Raw genomic sequence first — 23,230 nt, 5'->3', positions numbered from 1 at the left:
CATTCCCCTTCGCTCAAGCCGGCTTCAGCTTGCCGCCCTGGATTTTGCTGCAATCGCCGGCGGGCAGCAGAACGAAGGACTTGGGGTCGCGTGCCTGCGTGGATTGTCCGGCACAGGAATGGGCTCCTTCAGCGCAGTCGTTTTTCGATACGGCATTGATGCCGTAGCACTTCTCCAGTTTGTTCGCCTCCATCCGGGCCATGTTGTCCTTCACAACTTGCGGCTTTCCGCTCATATCCTTCATGGTCTGGGCCTGGACCGGTACTACCTGCATGGCAAGTGCCAATCCGATTGCCGACGACAAGGTCGAGGCGGCCATAACATGTTTGTTCATCTCGCTTGCTCCTGAGGGTTGCGGCCCGACATTGCGGCCGTGTAGGGAAGTTCGGCCGGCCACACCAAAAGGTTACGGGCCCGAGCAAACTTTTTCTGCGTGACAATCTATCGTCCGCGCCACAAAATTGCCGCATGCTCCGCCATCCACATCCACCCAGTCCGGTTTCGGGTTCCGAAAGCGAGGACCTGGAGTCGTTCACCCCGGTCGGTCAGGCCGCGCCGGTTGCCAGCCGTGCTGACGGCAAACTGGACTGGTCCATCGCCATGGCCAGCGCGCAGACCGGCGACCAGGAAGCCTATCGTTGGCTGCTCCAGGACATAACCCCGTATCTTCGTGCGCTTGCGGCACGACACATCCGGAATGCCGATGACATTGAGGACACGGTTCAGGATGTGCTGCTCACCGTGCACTCAGTCCGCCGCACGTACGACCCTTCCCGTCCGTTCGGGCCGTGGCTGGTCACAATTGCAAACAGACGCATCGTCGACGGTCTGCGTCGGCGGGGACGCGTTTGCGCACATGAATCTTCAGCGGAAAACGAGCTTGAAACCTTTGTTGGTGATGGAGCGAACTTACAGGAAGAGGCCATGAATGCCCGTCTGGTGAGAGAAGCTATCGAGCAATTGCCTGTGGGACAGCGCGACGCGATGCGCATGCTCAAGCTCGAAGAAATGTCTTTGCTCGAGGCCGCGGCCGCAAGCGGAACGTCGGTTGCAGCGTTGAAGGTAGCCACTCACCGGGCAATGAAACGATTGCGGGAAATGTTCCAGCAGCGAGGTGGCAAATCATGACCCGGACCTCCGACCTGATTGACGTGCTGGTCGCGGACGCAACGCCGGTCCGGCGTCTGCGGCCCCCAGTGGCGAGAGCTGCAGGCTGGTTGTTGTTTGCCGCAGCTGTGATGCTCTTTGTCGGCATCGCGCATGGGGTGCGTGCCGACCTGGCGGTCAAACTGCATCAGTATCTCTTCGCCGCCCGCGTAGCTGCAGCCGTGGCAACAGGTATTCTGGCCGCCACGGCGGCATTTGTTGCCAGCGTGCCAGGCAGGTCCCGCCTTTGGCTTCTGTTGCCCGTACCGGCCTTTCTCGCCTGGGTAGCTACCATTGGCTACGGTTGCCTGACCAACTGGGTCACGATTGGACCGGAAGGCATGTCCGTCGGCGAAACGGCCAGATGCTTCGCTACCCTGGTATTGGTCGGTACGCCGCTATCGCTCGCGATGCTGATTATGCTGCGCCACGTCGCTCGACTGTCACCGGGCCCGGTCACGATGGCAGGCAGTCTCGCGGTCGCTGCAATAACCGCGGTAGCGCTGTCGATTCTCCACCCGCTCGACGCAACGGTGATGATATTGCTGTGGAACCTTGGCGTCACCGGGCTTTATCTGTCGCTGAGCGGCTGGTATGGTCAGCGACTTTTAGGCTGGGTGGCGCAACGCTGAAGCCTGGGTACCCCCGGCATTAGCGCCAAAGAAAGGTCCTCAAGACAAGGTGCGGCGTTTAAGGATGCAATATGGACAGCAAACAGCACTGGGAAGACGTTTACCGGTGGAAGGCCCCCGATGCAGTCAGCTGGTATCGACCGCACCTTGACATCTCGCTGACGCTGATTTGCGAGGCCGTGTCGGACCGGAACGCAGCCATTATTGATGTGGGTGGAGGAGAGTCGACGCTGGTCGATGATTTGCTTCAGGGTGGATATCGAAACCTGACCGTGCTCGATATGTCCGCCGTCGCTCTCGAGACGACGAAACAGCGTTTGGGCTCTATCGCCGGACAGGTAACGTGGGTCGAATCCGATATTACGGTGGTCGACCTGCCTGAGCATCGATATGACGTGTGGCATGACCGCGCCGTCTTCCACTTCCTGACGGAACCATCGCAACGAGACGCCTACACCCGCCTGATGACGAGAACACTCAGGCAGGGTGGCCGCGTTGTAATTGCCACATTCGGACCACTGGGACCAAACAGGTGCAGCGGGCTGGATGTCAGGCGATACGACGTTCAGCTGCTCTCCGACGAGTTTGGTCCCGGTTTTGAATTGGTCACAAGCACACTCGAAGACCACCACACGCCGGCTGGCTCCAGCCAGCAGTTTCTTTACTGCAGTTTCCGGAAACTGTGACTGTCGGGTTGCCCCGACTGGCATCGCGCGCGGCCTATGCGTGAGCCTGGTCAGGCGCAGCAGGAACCTGACTGCTGCGTCGGCGGGCACCTGTTGGTGCCGTACGAGCAGTACACGCAGCAGTCCCCGGATTTCGGTCTGAGCACAGTCTTGCAATGCTCGCATTCGTAAAACCACACACAGGCGTCGGTGGGCATCGTCTCTTCTTTCCTGTGCCCGCACGCCGCACACGTGATACTCGAATCCAGCACGACTGCAGCCATCACTGCACCTCCTTTACGTGAGACGGATAGCCAGCGTCCGCCGTGGCGTTGGTCAACGCGTCGACCGAAGCCTTCTTCGGGTCAAATACCACCTCCGCGCGCTTGCTTGCGAAGTCGACCTTTGCCGAGGTCACGCCGGGCACTTTCTCAAGTGCCTTGCGAACCGTAATCGGACACACAGCGCAATCCATGTTTGTGACGTCAAGGGTAACCGTGCGAAGTCCCCCGGCCAGCGCCGCGGACGCGGTCCGCGCCGTCGTGACGAGCACAGCAATCAGTTTCTTCATGGCAGATTCTCAATAGAAGAGCGGCGCATACAGGGGGAACGAAATCAGCGCGAGCGCGGCCGGCATCACGACCCAGAAAATGAAGCGCTGCCGATGTCGCGCCGAAGGCGCCGGGCAGGCTTCGCCCGCCCTACATTTTTCGGACCTGGCGTAGAGCCTACGGAAAGCGACCGCGAAAAAGGCGATGGATATGGCGACAAATAGGGGTTGAAACGGCCGCAATGCGGTCAGGTGTGAGCCCCAGGCGCCGCCCAGTCCCAGCACAACGAGGAGCAGGGGCCCCGCACAGCAAGCCGATGCCCCGAGCGCGGCAGCGACTCCTGCAAGCACGGGGCCGGTAGTTGACCAGCGAGGTCGCATGACACTTCCTTTGAGGACTGTTTGAGCTTAGTCTAGGTGCGTACCCAAGTACGGAGTCAAGCGCGCCATGCAAGAGATGACCATCGGACAGTTGGCGGAAGCGGCAGAGGTTAATGTGGAAACAGTGAGGTATTACCATCGTCGAGGGTTACTGCCGACACCACCCCGTCCCGCAGGTGGCATTCGGCGATATCCGACGGCCGTGCTGACGAGATTATGTTTCATCAAGCGGTCCCAATCGCTTGGATTCTCGCTGGATGAAGTAGAGGCGCTGTTATCCCTGCACGACGGCCAGACGTGCAACTCTGCGCGCGCAATCGCCGAACACAAGCTTGCCGACGTACGCCAGCGCATACAGGATTTATCTATGCTGGAAGCCGCATTGGCGAAGCTGGTACAACGCTGCTCGACGTCGAAAGGCAAGGTTTCGTGCCCGCTCATCGACGCACTCATGGACGGCGGCGAACGCACTCACGACAGTTGATACAACCTGCCGTATTGGTCCGTTTAGTTTGTTCGCCGTGACGGACCCGCTGTGCGCAGCGGCGTATCGCTTGCGATGGCGCTCGAGGGTTCTCGCGCCTGGCGGATAGTCGTAACGGCACGACGGAGCCAGGCCTTGCCGTTCTGCCTGAAGCAGTTCTTGATACACCTGTTCTCGGGTTTTTTCGTGAGTGGCCGTCTGGGGAGCGAAGTATTTCGGTGCACCGCTGTTCAACTGAGGGTTTCCGCATCCGCGCCAGACGAGGTGATAACCCGATTGGAAGATGCTTGACCGTAGTCGTTTTCGGCGAACGCGGGCGCCGTAGCGGTGCCCAAAACGAGAAGCGCAACGAGAAGGCGAGTATTTATATTCATCGCCGTGATGTAAACTGCAGTCAGACAGTGACGACAGGTATACGACATGCTGAAAAGCAGCCGATGAAAGGCCGGTGACCCGCGCCCCTTAATCCCTTTGAATAGATTCAAAGAAAAATGGGAGCGGCCGTATAGAGTCCGACGAGGAAAACGTGTCAGTGGCCGCCGCCATGCCCACCTCCACCTCCATGCCCGCCTCCATGGCCGTGTCCACCTCCATGGCCGCCCTCGTGTCCAACTTCATGTCCGCCGTGCCAACGGTCGCCGTGCCAGTGATAGCCGCCCCAGCCACCGCAGTCGCTCCAAAAACTGCAGGTCCCGAATTCCGGCCCGTACGAGGGATAGCCGTAGACCGACTCGTATGGCTGAGCGTTTCCATATCCTGGGGCGACGACGCACCCACTCAGGCTCGCTGCCACACCGAGCAACGCAATTAACTTACGCACGATTTTCTCCCGAATGACGCTGAGGGTAAGACATGTAGCGGGAGTGGGGAGTAACGAAAGTGGTTGCGATAGCCGTTACCATCGAAATAATGCTTGCTTCGAGTTGAGTCTTCGATTTTCGCGCGCTCAATACCAAGCCTAAGGACGGCACGCCACCATGTGGCCACTTCATTCCCTTCTCCTTAACTGTGTTCGCCGAAACAGCGGGCACAGCAAAATATAGAGAGGTTTGCATGGCGTACGGATGAACGTGAAATTACAAGAAGGTCATCAACGGCACATTTACCCGAGCGCACCGCTAGGAGCAATGGTTGAGCGGAGGTCCACAACACCCGCGGGGTGTTGCATGCGGCTCCTTCCCCGCACCGTCCAAGTTATCCCCAATTTTTGTTGGCAACGCTGTGGATAACTTGCTGGCATGCAGCGTAACGATTTGATGGCAAAGCAAAAGGCTCCGCTGGCTGCAATCGCAGCGGTGAGAACCTTCAGTTCGCGTACCTTGTGGTCGCGGCCACGCGCGCCACGTCTTTCCGCGTGCGCGAGCAGCGGCCGCCCCAAACCATCACTTCAAGCAGTCTGCGCAATGGCCAGTGACCGCAGCGGGCTATCCATTGACGCGCGGAAAACAGTGGAAGGCTATCTGGTCTTCTATTGGCGTGCGGCGGCGTGAGCAGCATCGGCGACTGGTGCTGGTGAAAGGTCCCTCAAAAAGCAAACAGTCTCAGTGCGAGTCCGATTAAACCGCATGTCAGCACCACCGGTATTACCCCGACCTTGAACCGGAACAGTGCGATACCGGCAGCCACACCTATCAGCAGCGAGGGCCATTCGAATTCGCCCTGCATGCCATGTGGCCACAACACGTGTAGGGCGAAAAAAACGGCGAGGTTCACGATGACGCCAACCACAGCGGAAGTGATGGCTGTCAACGGCGCAGTAAATTTCAGATTACCGTGCGTCGTTTCGATGAAGGGACCGCCGAGCAGAATGAACAGAAAAGACGGCAGGAACGTAAAGAACGTCACGACGATGGATGCGGCGACAGCAGAGGCAAATATTGCATCCGGCCCAAACACTGCCCTGGTCCAGCCACCAACGAAGCCGACGAAGGAAACCACCATGATGAGTGGTCCGGGCGTGGTCTCTCCGAGCGCCAGGCCATCTATCATCTGTGGTCCGGTCAGCCAGTGGTAGTTATCGACGGCACCCTGGTAAACGTACGGCAACACTGCATACGCGCCCCCGAAAGTTAGCAGGGCGGCTTTCGTGAAGAACCAGGCCATTTGCGTAAGCGTCCCCGTCCAGCCGTACACAAGCGAAAGTGCCGCGATGGCCGCGAGCCATATGAGCATGAAGGCCGCAAGCACGACAGTGAATCGCTTCCATGTGAAGAGCGCGTGTCGGGGGGTGGGCGTGTCGTCGTCAAGGAGTGCGGGACCAAACGCCTTGTCACCCGACTTGTGTCCTCCACCAACAACCAATCTGGATGGAGCGTACTTACCCCCAAAGTGACCAATGATGCCGGCCACCAGGACGATGAGCGGAAACGGGACGTTGGCTACGAATATGGCAAGGAATGCCGCCGCAGCAATTGACCACAGCCACGCGTTCTTCAGTGCGCGAGAGCCAATCCTGTACGCGGCGAAGACGACAATCGCCGTGACCGCCGGCTTGATGCCGAAAAGCACGCCTGCCACAGCCGGAACACTGCCGAAGGCCATGTAGACCCAGGATAGTCCTATCAGGATGAAAAGCGACGGCAGGACGAAGAGGCCTCCTGCAATTACGCCACCCCACGTGCGGTGCATCAGCCAACCGATGTAGGTGGCCAGCTGCTGCGCCTCCGGTCCGGGAAGGACCATGCAGTAGTTCAACGCGTGCAGGAACCGCTTTTCAGAAATCCAGCGTTTTCGCTCGACCAGGTCCTGATGCATGATGGCAATCTGCCCGGCCGGACCTCCAAAGCTTATAAAGCCTAGCTTGAGCCAGTACCAAAGCGCCTGGCCGAAGGTCACCGACTCGACCGCCTGAATGCGCTGATTGCTCATTTCGTTATCTGGCGCCAGTTGACTTTGTTGCACTTGGAAACTCCGAATACTTCAGCTTGCGATTGAATGTTTAGCGATGGCCGATACCTCGGCGGCATCATCCCAGACCGGTGTTGCAAATCTCGCGGGGGGTGTAACTGCGACGCCGGGTTTTCCATGGCGATTGGCAACGGACACTTAACGGAGAAAGCTACTGCGGGACGATTCAGAAGCCCGTTCACCTCCGTCGCCTGGCTGCTCCCTTTTCCATCGCAGCAAAATGCGCGAGCAGCGACTCAAGCATCTGGCTCATTTCGTTCAGCAGTTCGTCGTCGTTCAGGCCGCGCTGTGTGGCGCCTGTCATCACCGCCTCAAATCCGGCTGCCTCGGGAACGACGATGCCGCCGACGTCGAGCGAGTGAACCATGCTTGCGAGACCGGCCATACCGGGCTCCTCGTCGATACCGAAGCTGGCCACCAAAACTTCAAAGGTCACGCGCTCATTGATGTGCGTGAACGTGGCGCCATCAAAATCAAAGCCGACCGCGTCTGGGGGGCAATCATCCGGAGAGGCGAGCCACTCGAAGCGGGCGTCGCGGTCAACGAAACGCCTGATAAGCCATGCGCTTGCCACGCGGTCGACCCAGAGCCGCCGACGGGTGGCCCAAACACGGCCCTGGTACTCCTCTGGCTTAAGACGGGTTATCGTGCCTTCCGTCTGATGGGGTTCCCCAGGGGACAGCACCGCATCGGTAGCGGCGACGAAGTCTTGCCAGGCTGACTGGGCACGTACCGTGGCTTCGTTCGGGAAGAAATCGATGCCCGAAAGCGCTTCAAACTCCTTTCGCGTTTTTCGCAGGACCTTGGTGATGTCCGCAGGCGCAAGGCTCGCGAGCGACCTCCGGCTTTCGTCGAGTGAGCGCCGCAGCGTCGCATATTCGTCGGCTCTGTCGAACAGCCCCCGGAATTCCTGCTCCTGCACCGCATCGCGGCTTGGGAACCGCATCAGATAGGCTGTGCCCCCCGCCTGGCCAATACCCTCGCACATTTCCCCCATCTCGCTGCCCGCGCCTTCTCCGTCCGGAAGCAGATATACCCCGTCCCGCAAGACAGCGCAGCCTTTGGTTTTCAAGGCGCGCCAATAACGCATGCGCGCGGTTGCGTTGTCGGTCGGGAGCGTGAGGACGAGGAGCAGCCAGTCGGTGAATTCGTTCATGTTACGAAATCTACATTATAGTTACACACGCTACAACTTATTTTTGCTTTGTGCGCGGTTCACGCCTACGATTCGTTGCAGGAGCAGGTGACTCACCATTCCGCCCCGCCAATCCGGGCTTTCATAATGTGCCTTTGGTCGGCGGATGTGACGCTGCAGCCGAGAGAGGCGTCTCTCGCAAACTAACGGAGAAGCATGTGGCGACCCGAAGAGATTTTCTGCACAAGACAACTGCAGCAGGCGCAGGCCTGGTTCTGGCCTCCACCGCCGACGTGCTGCAGGCAGCTGAGGAACCTGCGTACAGTGACAAGCTCGTAGACGCGGACGGTAAATATTCGGCAGCGCCACTGCCATTTACATACGGCGCGCTCGAGCCGATTATTGACGCTCGAACCGTCGAAGTTCACTACAACTTCCATCACAAGCCCGCAGCGCTCGCCGCCAACAAGGCGGAAGAGGCGCTTGCGAAGGCACGCGATTCGAACGATTTTGCATTGGCGAAGTTCTACGAGAGAGAACTGGCGTTCCAGCTCTCAAGCCACATCCTGCACACGATTTATTGGACCAGCATCTCCGGCAATGGCACCGAACCTAAAGGCGAACTGGCCAAGGCAATCGACAAGAACTTCGGTTCGTACACCAGGTTCAAGGCTCAGCTGTTCGCGGCAACGCTAGCAGTGGAGGCGTCTGGCTGGGGCGTTGTCGGATACCATCCAATGACCGGGAAGCTGATGGTCTTGCAGTGTGAAAATCATCAGAAGCTGACGGCGTGGGGTATTCAACCCATCCTTGTTCTCGATGTCTTCGAACACGCGTACTACCTGAGGTACCAGAACAAGCGCAATGAGTATCTCACCCAGCTCTTCACGCTGTTGAACTGGGAAAATGCTGCGCAACGGTTCAGTGCCGCACAGCCGACGCGGAGGCTGACATGAAATGGGTTACGCGTGAACGCCCGATAATCGACCGTATAGCATGCCCATGGCTGATTGCGCGATTCATCGATGAGTCGCCAGAGTTTCTATTCGTACCAACAGACCAGGTGCTTGTAGTCGCCGAGCGTGAAGGCGCGGTACCGTTCGACGCTCCTGGAGTAAAGCTCTCTCACGTTGCCGAGCATTGCAGCTTCGATACTTTCCTTGCGGAATATCAGTTGACGGACCCGGCTCTGGCCGCACTTGCCGTCATCGTACGCGGCGCCGATACGGCCCGGCTCGACCTGGCTGCGCAAGCACCAGGGTTGCTGGCCCTATCTCTGGGTCTATCGAGAATCTTTGCGGACGACCATGAGATGCTTTCGCATGGCATGGTTATGTATGACGCGCTCTACGCGTGGTGTCGCGACTGTCAGAGTGAAACGCACGGCTGGCCGCCGGCGTCGTAGAAACGCTGGCGCAGGGGCAACATGGTGGTTTCCTCGAGAATGTTATTGATGCTCCGGGCCTTTGCCATTGCAGCGCTTGCAATCGTCGCATTTGCATTTGTTTCGACGCGTACAAATGGCACAGAGGAAGCGGTCCAAACCTCCAATCTGCAGCTGCAGAAAGTCGCCGATGTGCCGCTCGGCGGTGGGACTACGCGCTTTGACTACGAAAGCTTCGACCCAAGCCGTCATCTGCTATTCATCGCGCACCTGGGCGATAGCGAAGTCGTCGCTTTCAACACGGAGATGTCTCGCGTCGTAGGGCGTGTCGCGAACGTCAGTTCGGTTCACGGAGTGCTGGCGATTCCAGAACTGGGACGCGTCTACGCGTCCGCTACCGGCGCAAACGAGGTAGTTGCCATCGACATGGCGACGCTGGGAATCACGGCTCGCATACCGACAGGCGCATATCCAGATGGCATGGCCTACGTGCCTGAAGCGCACAAGCTCTTTGTCTCGGATGAAACCGGCGGGACTGTGACGGTCATTGACGTGCGGTCAAACACGCGGATTGCATCCATTCACCTCGGAGGAGAGGCAGGCAACACCCAGTATGACCCGATTTCGAAACACATTTTCGTCAACGTCCAGACGCGGAATCAGCTGGTTGAAATCGACCCGGTCAGGGACCAGATTGTCGCGAGGATAGATGTGCCAGGCGCCAGGGGCAACCACGGGCTGCTGATAGCTGCGGACCAGAGGCTGGCCTTCATCGCATGCGAAGGAAACGACCGGCTCATTGTTCTCGACATGCGCACGATGCACGCGGCATCGTCGTTTGAAGTCGGAAAGGACCCGGACGTCCTCGCGTACGACCCTTCACTCCATTGGTTGTACGTCGCCGGCGAGGCGGGTGTCGTCTCGATGTTTCTAGTGGGAGCCGGCGCGGTCTCGAAACTGGGCGACGGTCATGTCGGCCCGAACGCGCACGTCGTGGCGGTCGACGTCGAGACACACCGCTCCTACTTTCCACTCAAAAACTCGGGCGGGCAGACGATGCTGCGCATCTTACAGCCGAGGCATTAGAGAGGCCCGTGCGGAGCGTGTAGCCGCAGGTGACCGATGGGCATTCCCGCACCCCCCGTCAGCTACGTCTCGTCGAAGTGGTGAGTGTCGCGAGAGACTGGACTTAGTGCGCCGCGTTGATATCAATCGTCGTGGTCGCCACGAGGTGCTCGCCTTAGCTTTTGCGCTGCCGGCGGTCCCCCCGGGGGCTTATCTGACGGTGCCTAACGGGTGCCGCTGCCGATAATGACTCGAGGCAGAAATTGATGAACGCCTCAACTTTCGCAGCTCGATGGCGCCGGGACGGAAAGAGTGCGTACAGCGGAAATCTTTCGTCCGACCAGTCCGGGAAGAGGTCCACGAGCAAGCCATCGCGCATCACCTGCTCGACGCCAATCTCCATCACCTGGGCGATGCCAGCGCCGGCGATACACGCACCGAGCATGGTTTCCAGGTCCGACACGAGGAGTCGCCCCTCTGCGGGTATCTCCGCGACCTTCTTACCCCGATGGAATTCCCACTCAAAGGGCTTGGCCGTCACCGGGTTATAAAACATGATTCGCTGATGTTTGCTCACCTCCTCCGGATTTCCCTGGCTTCCCGTGCTCAGCCACATACCGCGGAGACGCGACCGTAATGATGCGCGTCTCGAGGAGCTTGCGTGCAATCAGTGTTCCCATTGGCGGGGGTCCAAAGCGCACGGCGAGGTCAAATCCATCTGCCACGAGGTCGCCAACGTCGTCGCGCATGATGAGTTCGAGCGAAAGGTCAGGATGGTGTGCCAAAAACGCTGGCAATCCTGACGCCAGCACATCTTTCTGCCATTCTCCGGCTGACAAGCAGCGAACCGACCAACTGGACAGACCCTTTCATCCCCTTCGGAGTTTTAAATACCCAAATGCGCTTGGGCAAGCGCTCGGCAAGTTGCACGGTGCAAGTATCGGTGGTGTGCCGCATCATCGCTATGCTTGTGGCCTTATCGAGCGACCTCTCCAGATATACGGCAAGGATTGGACTTTGAGTTGCGAGCTGTGTATTTATCGGACAGCGAGTGTCGGGTTAGTGGACACACCGCTCACGCCTTCCGGCGGAATTTCATCCCTCTAGCGCCGGAGACCCCTCCACATTCGGGGAAGAAGACGTCAATATCTATCCAGGTACCAAACGTGCTTATAACGTGACGTTCCACCACCCAATAGAATTTTCGAAACGGTTCTCATAAGTGATAGCCTGTTTTGTTAGGGACGTCCCCAACCATGAAGCGACTATCTTTTGCCACCCAGTTGGTGCTCCTTTGGGCGCTGGTTGCGGTAGTCTGCATGGTCCTCGCCGGGGTGATTTGGCTTCTCATTCAGTCAGACCAAAGCAGGCAGGTTTCGATGGCGAGCCAGGAGTCGGCCAGTGCCTGCGAGCACGTCGCTTCTCGCTATTCACTCTCACGGCAGTTGAATCCGGACCCCTTTAATGCCGATTTGATGCATGCGGTACTCGACGCCGTCCTGGTCCAGGCCCCAGCTGTCGAAGGCGGCTTTTGGGATTCACGCGCAGCTACGACGTCCGGTTCGCCGTCGGAGACAGCGGGTTCCAGTGACCACAGCCGTTCCACCTCGGCGCCAGCATCGAAACCGAACGGTTTCCTTGCATACTCATTTCCCACGTATCAGGGAAGCGGCATTAAACGCGACATTCCAGAGGCAGAAACACCGTTGATACTCCGCGCTTTGAGACGCTCCGCGACAACTCATGCTTCGGTATCTGACTCTGTCCGCGCAGAACAAGGCGTAACGGTGGTCTCCGCGTGTGCCGTCGGCGGCGCCGTAAACCTCTATGTCTGGACACTGACCCGAGCCCATGCGCCCCTTGGTCCGTACGGACAAGTCCTGGTTTCGTCACTTGCGGTCGTCCTCGGTGGCATCCTTCTCGTTGCCGTCGTTTTGGGCTTGGCGCTACGTCGATGGAAGAACAATTTGTCAAAGCTCGAACTCGGACTATCGCCTCAACCTGATGTCGGGTCTCCGGTTCGGCTGCGGGCAGTGGGAGAGCCCGACCTCGACAAAATCGTCGACGCCTTCAACGCCTATGTCGCTCGCGCCGAGTCGCTTCAGCAGCGGGCGGTTGCCCTGAGCGACCAACTGATGCAAGCCGAACGTTTCTCATCCCTCGGTAGACTCGCGGCGCAAGTTGCACATGAGATTCGTAACCCTTTGGGCGCGGTTAGACTGAAGGCTGAAAACGCTCTGTTGGGCAATGGCAGCAGACAGCGTGAAACCCTGGCTTCAATTCTTGTGCAGGTAGAACGGATTGAAACTCAGGTATCCAGCCTTCTCGCACTGACGCAGCCCGTGACTGTCACGAAGAAAGCGACGAACCTGGCCGAGTGGCTGGCGAAAACTGTCAATGCGCATGAGGAGCAGGCAGCCTTGAAAGGCATCAATCTAAACGTTGACGTGGAGGCATTGCAACCGAACATACTCGAGCAGAGGAATTGCTCCGTGCATATCGACCCCGCGCAAATGGCTCGCGCTTTGGACAACCTCATATTGAACGCCATCAGGCATGCGCCGCCCGATAGCGAGGTCGTCGTAAGGGCAAGCGGGATTGACGCCTCCGGACGGAAAAGTTTGCGATTGGTCGTTATCGACAACGGACCGGGCGTTCCCGCCATCGACCGGGAACGCATCTTCGAGCCCTTCGTCACTGGCAGGCCTGACGGCTCGGGACTCGGCCTGGCCGTCGCACGGGAAGTTGCCACGGCGCATGGCGGCCGGGCTTATGTGGCAGACACCGAACACGGCGCGTGTTTTGTAATTGATATCCCATGGCACACATACTCGTAGTCGACGACGACGAAGGATTCCGCGAAGGTCTTGTGGAGACCTTGCTTGACCTCGGACACGACGTGGACGAAGCGAACTCGGGTGAGCAAGCCCTCGAAGTGCTTCAGGATGCACGGGCGTTCACCTGCGTCTTTCTCGACTTTCGGCTTCCCGGCATGGATGGACTCGCGCTACTTGAGGCCATTCGAGCCGAACCCCGTTGGCGCTTGCTACCGGTCGTGATGCTTACAGGCTTTGCGACCAGCGACAACACCATTGGAGCCATGACGCTTGGCGCGTTCGACCATTTGACCAAGCCCGTCGGCAGGCTAGCAATCCAGTCGCTTCTTGAACGCATTGTCTCGTCAGAAGCCCCTTCCGCGGCGGTTGATGAGCAAGCGGCCTCCTTCACGTCTGAGACCGCCAACAAGAAGCCTCGTCTGCTCGGAGTCAGCGACACGCTGCGCGAAGTACAGAAGCAAATCGGGCGCGCCGCTTCGTCAGACGCCACGGTTCTCATCACCGGTGAAACGGGCACCGGCAAGGAGGTCGCGGCCCGTGTTCTCCATGATGTGTCGAAGCGACGCGGCATGCCTTTCGTGGCCGTGAACTGTGCGGCGGTTCCCGCAGACCTGCTTGAAAGCGAACTGTTCGGACACGTCAAAGGCGCATTCACCGGCGCAGCCAGCGACCGTGTTGGATGCATTGCCGCGGCAGACGGCGGGACCTTGCTGCTAGACGAAATCGGCGACATGCCATTGTCCATGCAAGCCAAGCTCCTGCGGGTCATCCAGGAGCGCTATGTCACGCCTGTGGGTACCCATCGTCAGGTTCCGGTGGACATACGGCTGGTCGCGGCGACCCATCGCGATTTGAAGGGAATGGTCGAGTCAAACGAGTTTCGCGAGGATTTGCTCTATCGCTTGAGCGTCATACCGATTCACCTGCCTCCGCTGCGGGAGCGCCTGGCCGATATCCTGCCACTCGCCGAACACTTTCTCGCTGATGCTGCATCCCTCAGGGGCCATCCAATGCGGTTGTCGGCGCCCGCTCAGCGGTTACTGGTGACGTATCGATGGCCGGGAAACGTCCGGGAACTCAAGAACGCCGTTGAGCGCACATGCGCTCTAGCGCCTGGGCCGGCTATCACTGCGGACGACCTGGCATTCCTGACGCAAAAGCCGGGCGAGACGGACTCGCGACTGCCGGCACAGCTGCTTGAGATGGCTCTTCCAGAAGCCGTGGAAACGGTTGAGCGCGCCCTGATATGCAATGCCTTGGCACTCGCTGGGAACAACCGTGCCGACGCGGCCCGCCGGCTCGGCATCAGCCGGCAAACGCTCTACGCAAAGATGGCAAGTCTCGCAATCGAATGAGGTGTCCAGAAAGCCGACGCTGGAGTGTCGGGCTACTTGACACTCGCATAGCCCATCTGGCCGGGAAGCCTTACAGGCTGGGCTCCGAGCGCCTGGCATAGGGCTTGCAATTCTCTTCGTGTCGTTCAACGGAGAGAATCATGTCATCGAAGTCAATATCTCGCATCGCGAACCTGCACGAGCAGCATCCGAGATACACACGTCCCGGTTTGAACCTCGCACGCGCTGCGACGATTTCTCTCGTTGTCGTCGCGACTGCGTGCGCCGCGCAAACGGCGCCCGCGCCGGCACCTGGAAATATACCCGCACCACCACCTGTCGCTGCCGCACCCGTGGGCCATGTCCCAAGAATGGCGCCCCAGGCCCCTCCGCCCGCGCCGGCTCCCTTCATGGCACAACAACAGTCGCTGGTCGCAACCGGGACGATAAGCCGATTCGTCACCAATCCCGAAGGAGATGTCGACGGCTTCATGCTCGCGGACGGCGCGCTCGTTCACTTCCCGCCGCACATGGGTTCGCAGTTGGTCAGCCTGGCGCATCGTGGCGACACCGTCCGAATCGTCGGCTTGCGGGACGGCAGCGGCAACGTGCGCGCCCAGCAGATTACAAACGAACGGACCGGGCAACAGCTCGTCGACCAACCCCCACCGGTCGATTTGACGCATGCCCCATCGGCGCTGCGTGGTGCGGGCCTCGTCAAGCTGAGCGTCAATGGGACCGTCATGCGGGTCACTACTGCGCCGCGAGGAGAGCCTGACGGGGTCATGCTCAAGGACGGGACCATCATCAAGATGCCGCCGCCCGTCGCTCGGCAGTATATGAGCCTCCTGCGTCCCGACGTCGTCATCGCTGCCCGCGGATACGGCACGCGCAACCAGTATGGCGAGGCGTTGCAAGCGACTGCGTTCGGCACGCCGGACAACGTCATCCAGCTCTACAACAACATCCCTAACTAATTTTCCACTTTTCGGAGTAAGACGATGCATTGGATTGACCCTGACTGCCTGCAAGAAACGCGCGGTATCGTGACTCAATTTCTGACGAACCCGCATGGGGAGCTAGACGGTTTCATCCTCGGCGAGAATCAGCAGGTGCATTTCCCCCCGCATATGTCGAAGCAGGTCGCCAAGCACATCAGCATCGGCGACACGGTAATCGTACGAGGCGTGAAGCCTCGGTCAGCCGACATCGTTGCTGCAGTGCTGCTGACGTCCAGTTCCGGAGTGGCGATTCTCGATGAAGGTCCGCACGATGGCAAGAAGCATAAGAAGCCTCATGCAGAAAAGCAGCCGATGGAAGTCACGGGTGAGGTCAAGCTCTCCCTGTACGGCCCGAAGGGTGAACTCCGTGGCGCGCTTCTCGCCGACGGAACGACCATTCGCATGGCTCCTCATGCCGCGGCTGAACTTGTCAGCTATCTCGAACCGGGTGCGCACATCCAGGTCTGGGGTCACGGGGTGAAGAACGAGTATGGCCACACCATTGAGGTGGATGACATCGCTGAGTTCGTCGACGCGGACAGCGCCGAGGCGAATAACGCGGGCGAAGGCGAACAGAGCCACAACCTTTCTTTTCCCGGCGAGAGCGAGATTGCACCAGAGCAACTAGACAATCCGGCGAGTGGTGTTGCCGCGAGCGGTGGCCCGTTAACGTGGATGCATATCGGCGATTTACATTTGACCGACGCCGAAGAACCCAACCACCTCGCGCTCCGGGACATCATCGCGCAAGCCAACACGCATCTGGCGGGACACATCAATTTCGCGGTTCTGCCGGGTGACAACGCTGACGATGGGACACCTGAGCAATATCAGATTCTCCGCTCCGAGTTGGACAAGTTGCGGCTACCGCTTCACATCCTCCCGGGTGACCACGACTTCAAATCCAGGAGCCTTGATGCATTCCATTCAGTACTTGGAGCGCAACAACTGCCCAAGGCAATCACCGCCGCCGGCTGCAAGTGTCTCTTTTTAGATTATGTATCTGCTGGCACCGGCGGACCCGATTTTAAGCTTGGCAAAAGGCAGCTTAAGTGGCTAAAGGAAGAGCTGGAGCGCGCTTCCACCCAGGGCCTTGAAGCCGCAGTTTTCGCTCACGCCTACCCTGCTGACCTCGCCGACGCCGACGAAGCGAAAACCCTCCATAAGCTTCTGCGCGACCACCGCGTTCTGGTCGTCGATATGGGTCATACGCACTACAACGAACTCGCAAATGACGGGAAGACGATTTACGCAGCGACGCGCTCGACTGGGCAGATAGAGGAAGGACCGGCCGGATTTTCCATTCTCGCTATCGACGGAAACGTGGTCAGTTGGCGCTTCAAGCCACTGGACCAACCGTGGCCGGTAGCCATGATTACTTCACCCGCTGACCGCCGCCTGGTCACCCGCTCCCGGTCGCCCAATCACATCCCGTCCGGAAGCACCACGGTCCGCGCGAAGGCGTGGAGCGCCGAAGGCATCGAACGGGTTGAGTGCCGCATCGGCGACACTGAGTGGCGGCCGATGGCCCTGGACGCATCGACACAATCATGGACACTTGAAACCGAAATACCGGACGAACCCCTCAAGATTTCCGTTCGGGCGACCGACCTGTGCGGCTCAAGCGACATCGACAGCATCGATATCGTGACAACACCCGAGACCTTGGAGAAGCGGCGCGCACACGGGAGCGATGCGGATACCGTAGGCGCGTGGGACGAAAAGCATATCTTCGGTACGCAGCTTGGACCCAATCGCAACGGGAGAAAATGGTGAGCTCAGGCGAACCGGCGACCGGCGGCGAACCAGCGAAATCGCCCGCCGGTCGCAGCCTGCATAGGTTGGACGGCCTCAATTTTTTGATGGCTGACGTGCAAGGTGGATTGGGGCCGTTTCTGTCGGTCTATCTCAGAGACACCCAACATTGGGGCTCAGGCAACATCGGTCTTGTGATGGCGGTAAGTGGCATCGCGGCGGCCATGTGTCAAATCCCCGCCGGCTTGCTAGTTGACGCGGTTCGTGCAAAGCGCCTGCTCATCGCGATTTCGGGTCTAATGATTGGTGCCGGGTGCCTGCTCATCGCCTTTTTTCAGCAATTGCCCGCGGTGATGGCGGTGCAGGTCACGCTCGGCGCGGCGTCGGCCATCATTCCTCCATGCCTTGCTGCACTGAGTCTCGGTATCGTGGGCCATCGCCTGCTGCCGGCACAAATAAGTCGCAACGCGAGCTTCAATCACGCAGGCAACTTCACCGCAGCGCTACTGGCCGGCGCGCTGGGTCAGTATGTCGGAGTCATCTGGCTGTTCTATCTTATCTGCGCGTTTGCAGTGGCGAGCGCGGGTGTGGTGCTATTCATCAAACCCAAGGAGATTGACCACGCGCTCGCACGAGGTTCGGAGTGCCGCGCAGGAGGCGATAGTCGGCGCCGTCCCATCGCCTTTTCAGAACTTTGGAAAAAGCGTGACCTCAAAGTTTTTATCGTATCGGTCACCCTTTTTCACATCGGAAACGGGGCGATGCTGCCGCTTGCAGGGCAAGTCATCGCCAAGGTTCACCCGGGCACCGATGTCATCGCATTAAGCGCGTGCGTTATCGCCGCGCAGCTGATGATGGTGGTGGTTGCTGCGCTGGTCGGGCGTGCGATGAAGAAGGGCGTCGGGAGAAGGAAGATTTTCCTGGTTGCACTCGCAGTGCTGCCTGTCCGTGGCTTCCTCTTCTCAATGACCAGCAGTCCGTATGCTGTCGTCGCCATTCAACTGCTCGATGGCGTGGCCTCGGGCATCTTTGGCGTTGTCGCCGTCGTCATCGCGTCGGATTTAATGCGCGGGACTGGCCGCTTCAATCTTGCGCAAGGATTGATGGCGTTGGCCGTGGGAGTAGGCGGGGCGTTGAGTAATGTCACAGGAGGGTACGTCGTCGAAAAATTCGGTTTCACAGCAGGCTTTCTCACTTTGTCCGCCATCGGTGGGCTCGCCCTGATATTTTTTGCGGTCTTTATGCCTGAGACCAGGCCTCCCGGGGACAGTACCGCAACCCGGCGTACCGACTCGCAACATTTGATTCTTACCTCTCCCTGATTACACAATGAACGCGTTACTCACCTCGCCGTTTTCTGTCTGGGCCATTGCGGCAGTATCGACGCTGGGCGTCATCACTCGCCCATTCAAACTGCCGGAAGCGATGTGGGCCGTGCTGGGAGCATTAGCCTTATGCGGATTTGGCATGTTGCCTTGGTCGGATGCCCTGCATGCAATTGGCAAGGGCACCGACGTGTACCTGTTTTTGACGGGCATGATGATGGCGTCGGAACTTGCTCGAAAGGAGGGATTGTTCGACTACCTGGCGGCGCTTACCGCAAAGCGAGCAGCAGGCTCGGCGAAGCGGTTGTTTTTCCTGATGTACTGCGTTGGTACAGTCGTGACCATCTTCATGTCTAACGATGCAACGGCAGTTGTTCTGACGCCTGCAGTCCTGGCGGTCGCACACGCGGTCAAAGCCGAAAAGCCGTTGCCCTATCTTTACATCTGCGCGTTCATTGCCAACGCTGCGAGTTTCGTTTTGCCGATTTCGAACCCGGCAAATCTGGTGATTTTTCGCGACCATATGCCTACCTTGATGCATTGGCTCGGTCGTTTCGCAATCCCGTCTGTCTTGAGTATTGTCGCCACGTATCTGGTCCTCCGTTTCATGCAACGCGATTCTCTGGAGCAGAAAATCGAGGCTCATGTCGACGTGCCCAGGCTCTCCGGCGCGGGAAAGGCGACGGGATTCGGTATCGTAGTGATGGCAGTCGTAATGCTTGCAGCGTCTGCCTTCGACGCTCCACTTGGCCTACCGACTTTCGGCGCAGGGCTCGCGCTGTTCTTTTTCGTTTGCCTCTTGAAACGACAGTTTCTCGGCCATCACCTCACCGAAATATCGTGGGCGGTACTCCCTCTCGTCGGTGGACTTTTCGTGCTGGTTGAAGGGTTGCAGCACACCGGTGTTATTAACCATCTGGCTACCGCCGTTCAAACCGCCGCGAAAACAATTCCCGCTCATGCGGGCTGGATATCCGGCGCGGTCGTTGCCGTCGCATGCAACCTTATCAACAATCTGCCCGCAGGCCTTATCGCGGGCTCAGCGCTTACCGCCGCGCACGCGTCCACGCCTATCGCCAGCGCGATTCTGGTTGGTGTGGACCTTGGCCCGAACTTTTCCGTCACTGGCTCTTTGGCAACCATCCTTTGGCTCACAGCGCTGCGTCGCGACGGCATTGAAGTGTCCGCATGGTCTTTCTTGAAGCTGGGTGTCGTGGTGACCCTGCCCGCTCTCGCCGTCGCATTGGCTGCGGTTGCATTAAGCGCGAATCTGTAACACCACTCAAGATGCGAGCTTGCCCGAAGCAAACCAGACGCCGCTCGTTGCGCGCGGCTCCGCTCGGGCGATTGTTGAGCCCGCTCTTGGGTAGATGTCGGTCATGCGATAGACCTCCAACACATATGTCCACCGTACCGGGAGCGGGCTTTTCGAGAGACCGAGTTTGCGACGATGCGTTGTGACTTAGTTCTTGCTTCCAAGGCTCTCGCTCAATGCGCGACCTCGTACAAGGTCATTCGTATGCAGCTCACAGACATGGCTTCGGACCCGTCGTCGTCAAGGTGGTCAACTCATCGCGACACCGATATCAACAAACGTCGTGACGTCTCGCTGCTTGCCGACAGCAGCGGCTAACAGCGCACCATTTACTGGCCAATGACTACCCGAGGGCTGATTACGACGGCGGGAACAGGTTGATAAATCACGGCGGAAGGCTGCGTAACGTACCCACCTTTGCACTTGCTCTTCTCTTTGTATTCGCCCTTTCCCTTCCATTTGCGTTCGACCTTACAGCCGCCGTCCCAATATTCCTCCTTGTATTCGCCACCATGTTTTTTCCAGGAGTCAGCGCGGGCGCCAAGGGACACCACTGCGAGCGGGACCGAGAGCAAGGCGCTTGCCAGCAATAGGCGGGACAGTTTCATGGCGGGTGAGGAAGCGGGTTGTAAGGTTGTGAGGGTAGCCTTTGGCCCCTCCGCCATGTGTATCAAAGAGTTACGGTCGGTAAAAATGCTCTCAGAACATTCCATACCGCGTCCGCGACTGCTGTGGCAGGTATTGACTACGACTACGGCCCGCAGGTGCATCAACATGTCGTGACAGCCGTTGCAGACACTCCTCATTGCTGTTTGCCATACGTCTGGCAAGGCGGAAATAGAGCTTCTGCCTTCTCTGCAAGCGCTCTGGCTCAGCGACCCGCAGTAGTATCCTGCGTCCGACCGAACAAAAGCAGCGCAACAGTTATGAGGCAGAAGCCGACACCCGCATAGAAGGTGGCGGCCGCACCCAGACGGTCCCACAGAACACCTGCAATAGCGCTCGACACAAGCGTGACGACGCCACTGAGCAGATTGAAGAAGCCGAACGCGGTACCGCGCAGTTGTGCCGGCGCGGTGTGAGCGACCATTGTGGCGAGCAACCCCTGTGTCATCCCCATGTGCAGGCCCCACAGCGCAACACCCACAAGCACAACGCTCCAGTGCGTGCCATGCGCGAGCACTACATCCGACGCAATCAATATAGCGAGGCCCGCGACCAGCAACTTCGTCTGGCTCATCGTGTCGGCAAGTTTCCCGAACGGATAAGCCGACAGCGCATACACGACGTTCATCGCGACCATCACGAGGGGCACCAGCGCAATCGGCACGCCACTTCTCATGGCGCGCAACACGAGGAATGCTTCACTGAACCGGGCGAGGGCGAAAACCCCGCCTACGATGACCACCCACCAATAGCGCGTGTCAAGCTGCCTGATGCTGTCCCAGCGAATCGGATTGACCCGTTTTGCGCCCGGCTCCTGCGCGGGCTCCTCGATGCCAAATGTCAGCAGGGCGACGGCGAGCAAGCCGGGAATGACGGCGAGCCAGAACGCGAGCCGGAAGTTGTCTGCCCACACCAACATGATGACTACAGCCAGTAGTGGCCCAAGGAACGCGCCGACGGTATCCAGAGATTGACGGAGCCCGAATGCTGCGCCTCGCAGATGGGGCGGCGTGACATCAGCTACAAGCGCATCGCGCGGCGCGCCCCGGATGCCTTTGCCGACCCGGTCCATGATGCGTGCAGTGACTACGATTCCGATAGTAGGCGCCACAGCGAAAAGCGGTTTGCTTAGCGCACTCAGCCCATACCCAGCAACTGCGAGCCATTTCCGGTTGCCGAGATAATCGCTGAGGGTTCCGGAGAACACCTTGATGATGGGCGCTGTCGCCTCGGCGATGCCCTCAATGAGACCAATCGTCGTCGCACTGGCGCCGAGACTCGCCATGAGGAACATGGGCAGCAGGCTATGGATGATTTCGGATGAGACATCCATGAACAGGCTGACGCAGCCAAGGACCCAGACACTGCGGGGAATTTGCCGTAGAACACTGGCTCGCTGTTCGGTGCGCATGGAATCAATACTCCCCAAAGAGTCGGTCTGATTTTATCGCGCACGGTCGAAGCCAGCACCAGAATGAAGCGGCGGAAGCGCTTCTTCTATTCAGGTGTCCGGCGTTCGCGGTTGCTCGGTGGACACCGCATGCGATTCGCGTTACAGCTTCGCTTGTCGCCGCGCGCGGTCGTTAATCACCTGATGGCGCCGGTGGTCAGCCTAACGACTGCAAGTGACGATGGAGCTGTTTATTCGCGGCCGCTCACAGCCCGGACAACGCTTGGCGGTCGGAGGACCTCACCGTCTTCAATCGGGGAGAATGAACATGTCCGCCAATACCCACCGAAAATCTGCGGCGAAGCGCTCGAAACATGCGCCGGCTGCACCTGTTATCCAAGCAGAAAGTCCGCCACTCCGCCTGTCGCTGTGCGTGAGTATCACGAGTTGCGACGTCGGGAGAGTCTTGGAGCCATGCAACGTCGCATTGACGTGTCGCACAAAGCAGGCGCCTACGACATTGACTACAAGAAAACGTGAACTAATGACGCGAGAAGGACGCTGGCCGCAGCGCAGACGGATTTGCGCTAAGAGCTTTCTTGAAACTGTGCAGAGGGCAGCCAGGGAACGTGCCAAGGCGCGGTGATTTTCAACTGCGCCGCCGCGTCCTAAGAAACAGCGCGGGCGCCAGACTTGATGGGAGAGATGCCACTCGCATGGGCCAACTCCTTGTTCTGGCTGCCATAAACCCTACGCTCGAAAACGAGCACCGATACACGCAAGCTCAAGGAATTGAACAGAAGCGCTATCAGGAGCGAATATCGGGAGACGCCTCGCTCACGCATAGGGAATTACACAGATTAGAGATTATATGATTACCGGAGCGGTGGACCGAGAAAACTCCTTGGCCACAGGGGAGGTTTCAGAAGTGGATACCCATTTTCCGTGGGCGGAGGACAAGCAAAACGTGTGTGGAGGACAAGTAAACTGTGGGTGGAGGACAAGTAAAACGTGGGTGGAGGACAAGTCATGTCGATGAACTTCTACATAATGGTTACATCGTTGGGATGTGCCGACCGCGTCGGCGAAGTACGGGGTCACCTCACCAATAGCGGTCCCAAAACACCATGCTCGCAGTATTGGACGGGGTATTCGAGCGCGCATATCGCGGAACGAATCCTAGCGGCCCGACGGCTCAAGGCCGAACGCGGACTGGCGGCTGTTGCTGTCATATCCGTTTCAATCCGCATCGGGGCGC

At 58.9% G+C, this 23,230-nt stretch carries 23 protein-coding genes and 2 pseudogenes; 14 read left to right on the top strand and 11 right to left on the bottom strand.

The features are described 5' to 3' along the window. Positions 1 to 13 precede the first annotated feature (13 nt). Positions 14 to 334 (bottom strand): BufA1 family periplasmic bufferin-type metallophore, encoded by a 321-nt coding sequence (locus tag P0D84_RS42435; protein WP_408177513.1) that lies wholly within the window; start codon positions 332 to 334, stop codon positions 14 to 16. Between the two features lie 134 nt (positions 335 to 468). On the opposite strand from P0D84_RS42435, the gene P0D84_RS42430 reads away from it, so the two are divergent. The 3 genes from P0D84_RS42430 to P0D84_RS42420 all read left to right on the top strand — a co-directional run bounded on the left by P0D84_RS42430 (position 469) and on the right by P0D84_RS42420 (position 2,464). After that, positions 469 to 1,128 (top strand): sigma-70 family RNA polymerase sigma factor, encoded by a 660-nt coding sequence (locus tag P0D84_RS42430; protein ID WP_408348610.1) that lies wholly within the window; start codon positions 469 to 471, stop codon positions 1,126 to 1,128. Next, complete coding sequence (locus tag P0D84_RS42425; RefSeq protein ID WP_408348607.1) at positions 1,125 to 1,778, top strand: NrsF family protein; 654 nt, start codon at positions 1,125 to 1,127, stop codon at positions 1,776 to 1,778. Before P0D84_RS42430 ends, P0D84_RS42425 begins: the two co-directional genes overlap by 4 nt. Positions 1,779 to 1,849: 71 nt before the next feature. Beyond that, on the top strand, positions 1,850 to 2,464 hold the full coding sequence (locus P0D84_RS42420; protein WP_408348604.1) for a class I SAM-dependent methyltransferase: 615 nt from the start codon (positions 1,850 to 1,852) through the stop codon (positions 2,462 to 2,464). 50 nt (positions 2,465 to 2,514) lie between these two features. Here P0D84_RS42420 and P0D84_RS42415 read toward each other — a convergent pair whose 3' ends face one another. The 3 genes from P0D84_RS42415 to P0D84_RS42405 are packed head-to-tail and all read right to left on the bottom strand — an operon-like array spanning position 2,515 to position 3,374. Then, the gene (locus P0D84_RS42415; RefSeq protein WP_408348601.1) at positions 2,515 to 2,727 is read right to left on the bottom strand and encodes a GDCCVxC domain-containing (seleno)protein; all 213 of its coding nucleotides are present in this window, start codon (positions 2,725 to 2,727) and stop codon (positions 2,515 to 2,517) included. Beyond that, positions 2,727 to 3,014, bottom strand: coding sequence for a mercury resistance system periplasmic binding protein MerP (gene merP / locus P0D84_RS42410; RefSeq protein WP_408348598.1), 288 nt, complete (start codon positions 3,012 to 3,014; stop codon positions 2,727 to 2,729). Before merP ends, P0D84_RS42415 begins: the two co-directional genes overlap by 1 nt. Positions 3,015 to 3,023: 9 nt before the next feature. Next, positions 3,024 to 3,374 (bottom strand): mercuric transporter MerT family protein, encoded by a 351-nt coding sequence (locus P0D84_RS42405; protein WP_408348595.1) that lies wholly within the window; start codon positions 3,372 to 3,374, stop codon positions 3,024 to 3,026. A gap of 67 nt (positions 3,375 to 3,441) precedes the next feature. Between P0D84_RS42405 and merR the strand changes: the two genes are divergently transcribed. Beyond that, positions 3,442 to 3,858, top strand: a complete 417-nt coding sequence (gene merR, locus P0D84_RS42400; protein ID WP_408348592.1) for a mercury resistance transcriptional regulator MerR — start codon at positions 3,442 to 3,444, stop codon at positions 3,856 to 3,858. Positions 3,859 to 3,972: 114 nt separating this feature from the next. On the opposite strand, the pseudogene P0D84_RS42395 reads toward merR, so the two are convergent. The 3 genes and pseudogenes from P0D84_RS42395 to P0D84_RS42385 all read right to left on the bottom strand — a co-directional run. Beyond that, positions 3,973 to 4,092 (bottom strand): annotated as a pseudogene (locus tag P0D84_RS42395) (DUF4148 domain-containing protein); the annotation flags it as partial. 1,290 nt (positions 4,093 to 5,382) lie between these two features. Next, positions 5,383 to 6,726: a chromate efflux transporter gene (gene chrA, locus P0D84_RS42390; RefSeq protein WP_408349797.1), complete on the bottom strand. Its 1,344-nt coding sequence runs from the start codon at positions 6,724 to 6,726 to the stop codon at positions 5,383 to 5,385. A gap of 217 nt (positions 6,727 to 6,943) precedes the next feature. Next, positions 6,944 to 7,921: a chromate resistance protein ChrB domain-containing protein gene (locus tag P0D84_RS42385; protein ID WP_408348588.1), complete on the bottom strand. Its 978-nt coding sequence runs from the start codon at positions 7,919 to 7,921 to the stop codon at positions 6,944 to 6,946. Positions 7,922 to 8,118: 197 nt separating this feature from the next. On the opposite strand from P0D84_RS42385, the gene P0D84_RS42380 reads away from it, so the two are divergent. The 3 genes from P0D84_RS42380 to P0D84_RS42370 are packed head-to-tail and all read left to right on the top strand — an operon-like array spanning position 8,119 to position 10,370. Then, positions 8,119 to 8,856: a superoxide dismutase gene (locus P0D84_RS42380; protein ID WP_408348585.1), complete on the top strand. Its 738-nt coding sequence runs from the start codon at positions 8,119 to 8,121 to the stop codon at positions 8,854 to 8,856. Then, the gene (locus tag P0D84_RS42375; RefSeq protein WP_408348582.1) at positions 8,853 to 9,305 is read left to right on the top strand and encodes a chromate resistance protein ChrB domain-containing protein; all 453 of its coding nucleotides are present in this window, start codon (positions 8,853 to 8,855) and stop codon (positions 9,303 to 9,305) included. The genes P0D84_RS42380 and P0D84_RS42375 overlap by 4 nt, the downstream gene beginning before the upstream one ends. 48 nt (positions 9,306 to 9,353) lie before the next feature. After that, positions 9,354 to 10,370 (top strand): YncE family protein, encoded by a 1,017-nt coding sequence (locus P0D84_RS42370; protein WP_408348579.1) that lies wholly within the window; start codon positions 9,354 to 9,356, stop codon positions 10,368 to 10,370. A 154-nt stretch (positions 10,371 to 10,524) separates the two neighbouring features. Here the strand turns inward: P0D84_RS42370 and P0D84_RS42365 are convergent, their stop codons facing one another. Together P0D84_RS42365 and P0D84_RS42360 are read right to left on the bottom strand one after the other, a co-directional pair. Beyond that, on the bottom strand, positions 10,525 to 10,926 hold the full coding sequence (locus tag P0D84_RS42365) for a LysR substrate-binding domain-containing protein (protein WP_408348576.1): 402 nt from the start codon (positions 10,924 to 10,926) through the stop codon (positions 10,525 to 10,527). After that, positions 10,895 to 11,161 (bottom strand): LysR substrate-binding domain-containing protein, encoded by a 267-nt coding sequence (locus P0D84_RS42360; protein ID WP_494478250.1) that lies wholly within the window; start codon positions 11,159 to 11,161, stop codon positions 10,895 to 10,897. The genes P0D84_RS42365 and P0D84_RS42360 overlap by 32 nt, the downstream gene beginning before the upstream one ends. A 444-nt stretch (positions 11,162 to 11,605) precedes the next feature. Here P0D84_RS42360 and P0D84_RS42355 point away from each other — a divergent pair, with 444 nt between their 5' ends. The 7 genes and pseudogenes from P0D84_RS42355 to P0D84_RS42325 all read left to right on the top strand — a co-directional run bounded on the left by P0D84_RS42355 (position 11,606) and on the right by P0D84_RS42325 (position 19,877). Beyond that, a complete protein-coding gene (locus P0D84_RS42355) occupies positions 11,606 to 13,186 on the top strand; it encodes a sensor histidine kinase (RefSeq protein ID WP_408348573.1) in 1,581 nt (526 codons plus the stop codon). Then, the gene (locus P0D84_RS42350; protein ID WP_408348570.1) at positions 13,168 to 14,541 is read left to right on the top strand and encodes a sigma-54-dependent transcriptional regulator; all 1,374 of its coding nucleotides are present in this window, start codon (positions 13,168 to 13,170) and stop codon (positions 14,539 to 14,541) included. Before P0D84_RS42355 ends, P0D84_RS42350 begins: the two co-directional genes overlap by 19 nt. Positions 14,542 to 14,930: 389 nt before the next feature. Further along, positions 14,931 to 15,497 carry a hypothetical protein gene (locus tag P0D84_RS42345; protein WP_408348567.1) on the top strand — a complete coding sequence of 189 codons (567 nt, stop codon included), beginning with the start codon at positions 14,931 to 14,933 and terminating at the stop codon, positions 15,495 to 15,497. A gap of 24 nt (positions 15,498 to 15,521) precedes the next feature. Beyond that, positions 15,522 to 16,067 (top strand): annotated as a pseudogene (locus P0D84_RS42340) (hypothetical protein); the annotation flags it as partial. Positions 16,068 to 16,196: 129 nt separating this feature from the next. Next, positions 16,197 to 17,297: a metallophosphoesterase family protein gene (locus tag P0D84_RS42335; RefSeq protein WP_408349791.1), complete on the top strand. Its 1,101-nt coding sequence runs from the start codon at positions 16,197 to 16,199 to the stop codon at positions 17,295 to 17,297. Continuing rightward, the gene (locus tag P0D84_RS42330; protein ID WP_408348564.1) at positions 17,294 to 18,598 is read left to right on the top strand and encodes an MFS transporter; all 1,305 of its coding nucleotides are present in this window, start codon (positions 17,294 to 17,296) and stop codon (positions 18,596 to 18,598) included. Before P0D84_RS42335 ends, P0D84_RS42330 begins: the two co-directional genes overlap by 4 nt. Before the next feature lie 7 nt (positions 18,599 to 18,605). Then, positions 18,606 to 19,877, top strand: a complete 1,272-nt coding sequence (locus P0D84_RS42325; RefSeq protein ID WP_408348561.1) for an arsenic transporter — start codon at positions 18,606 to 18,608, stop codon at positions 19,875 to 19,877. A 368-nt stretch (positions 19,878 to 20,245) separates the two neighbouring features. Here the strand turns inward: P0D84_RS42325 and P0D84_RS42320 are convergent, their stop codons facing one another. Together P0D84_RS42320 and P0D84_RS42315 are read right to left on the bottom strand one after the other, a co-directional pair. Then, positions 20,246 to 20,629: a hypothetical protein gene (locus P0D84_RS42320; RefSeq protein WP_408348558.1), complete on the bottom strand. Its 384-nt coding sequence runs from the start codon at positions 20,627 to 20,629 to the stop codon at positions 20,246 to 20,248. Positions 20,630 to 20,787: 158 nt separating this feature from the next. After that, entirely contained in the window at positions 20,788 to 21,993 is a 1,206-nt protein-coding gene (locus P0D84_RS42315) for an MFS transporter (protein ID WP_408348555.1), read from the bottom strand. Positions 21,994 to 23,230: the final 1,237 nt, after the last annotated feature.

Origin of the sequence: Paraburkholderia sp. RL17-337-BIB-A (assembly GCF_046025895.1) — a bacterium.
GTDB classification, from domain to species: domain Bacteria; phylum Pseudomonadota; class Gammaproteobacteria; order Burkholderiales; family Burkholderiaceae; genus Paraburkholderia; species Paraburkholderia fungorum_C.
Note: the sequence above shows the minus strand (reverse complement) of the source record. Positions and strands in the feature narration are given on the sequence as shown.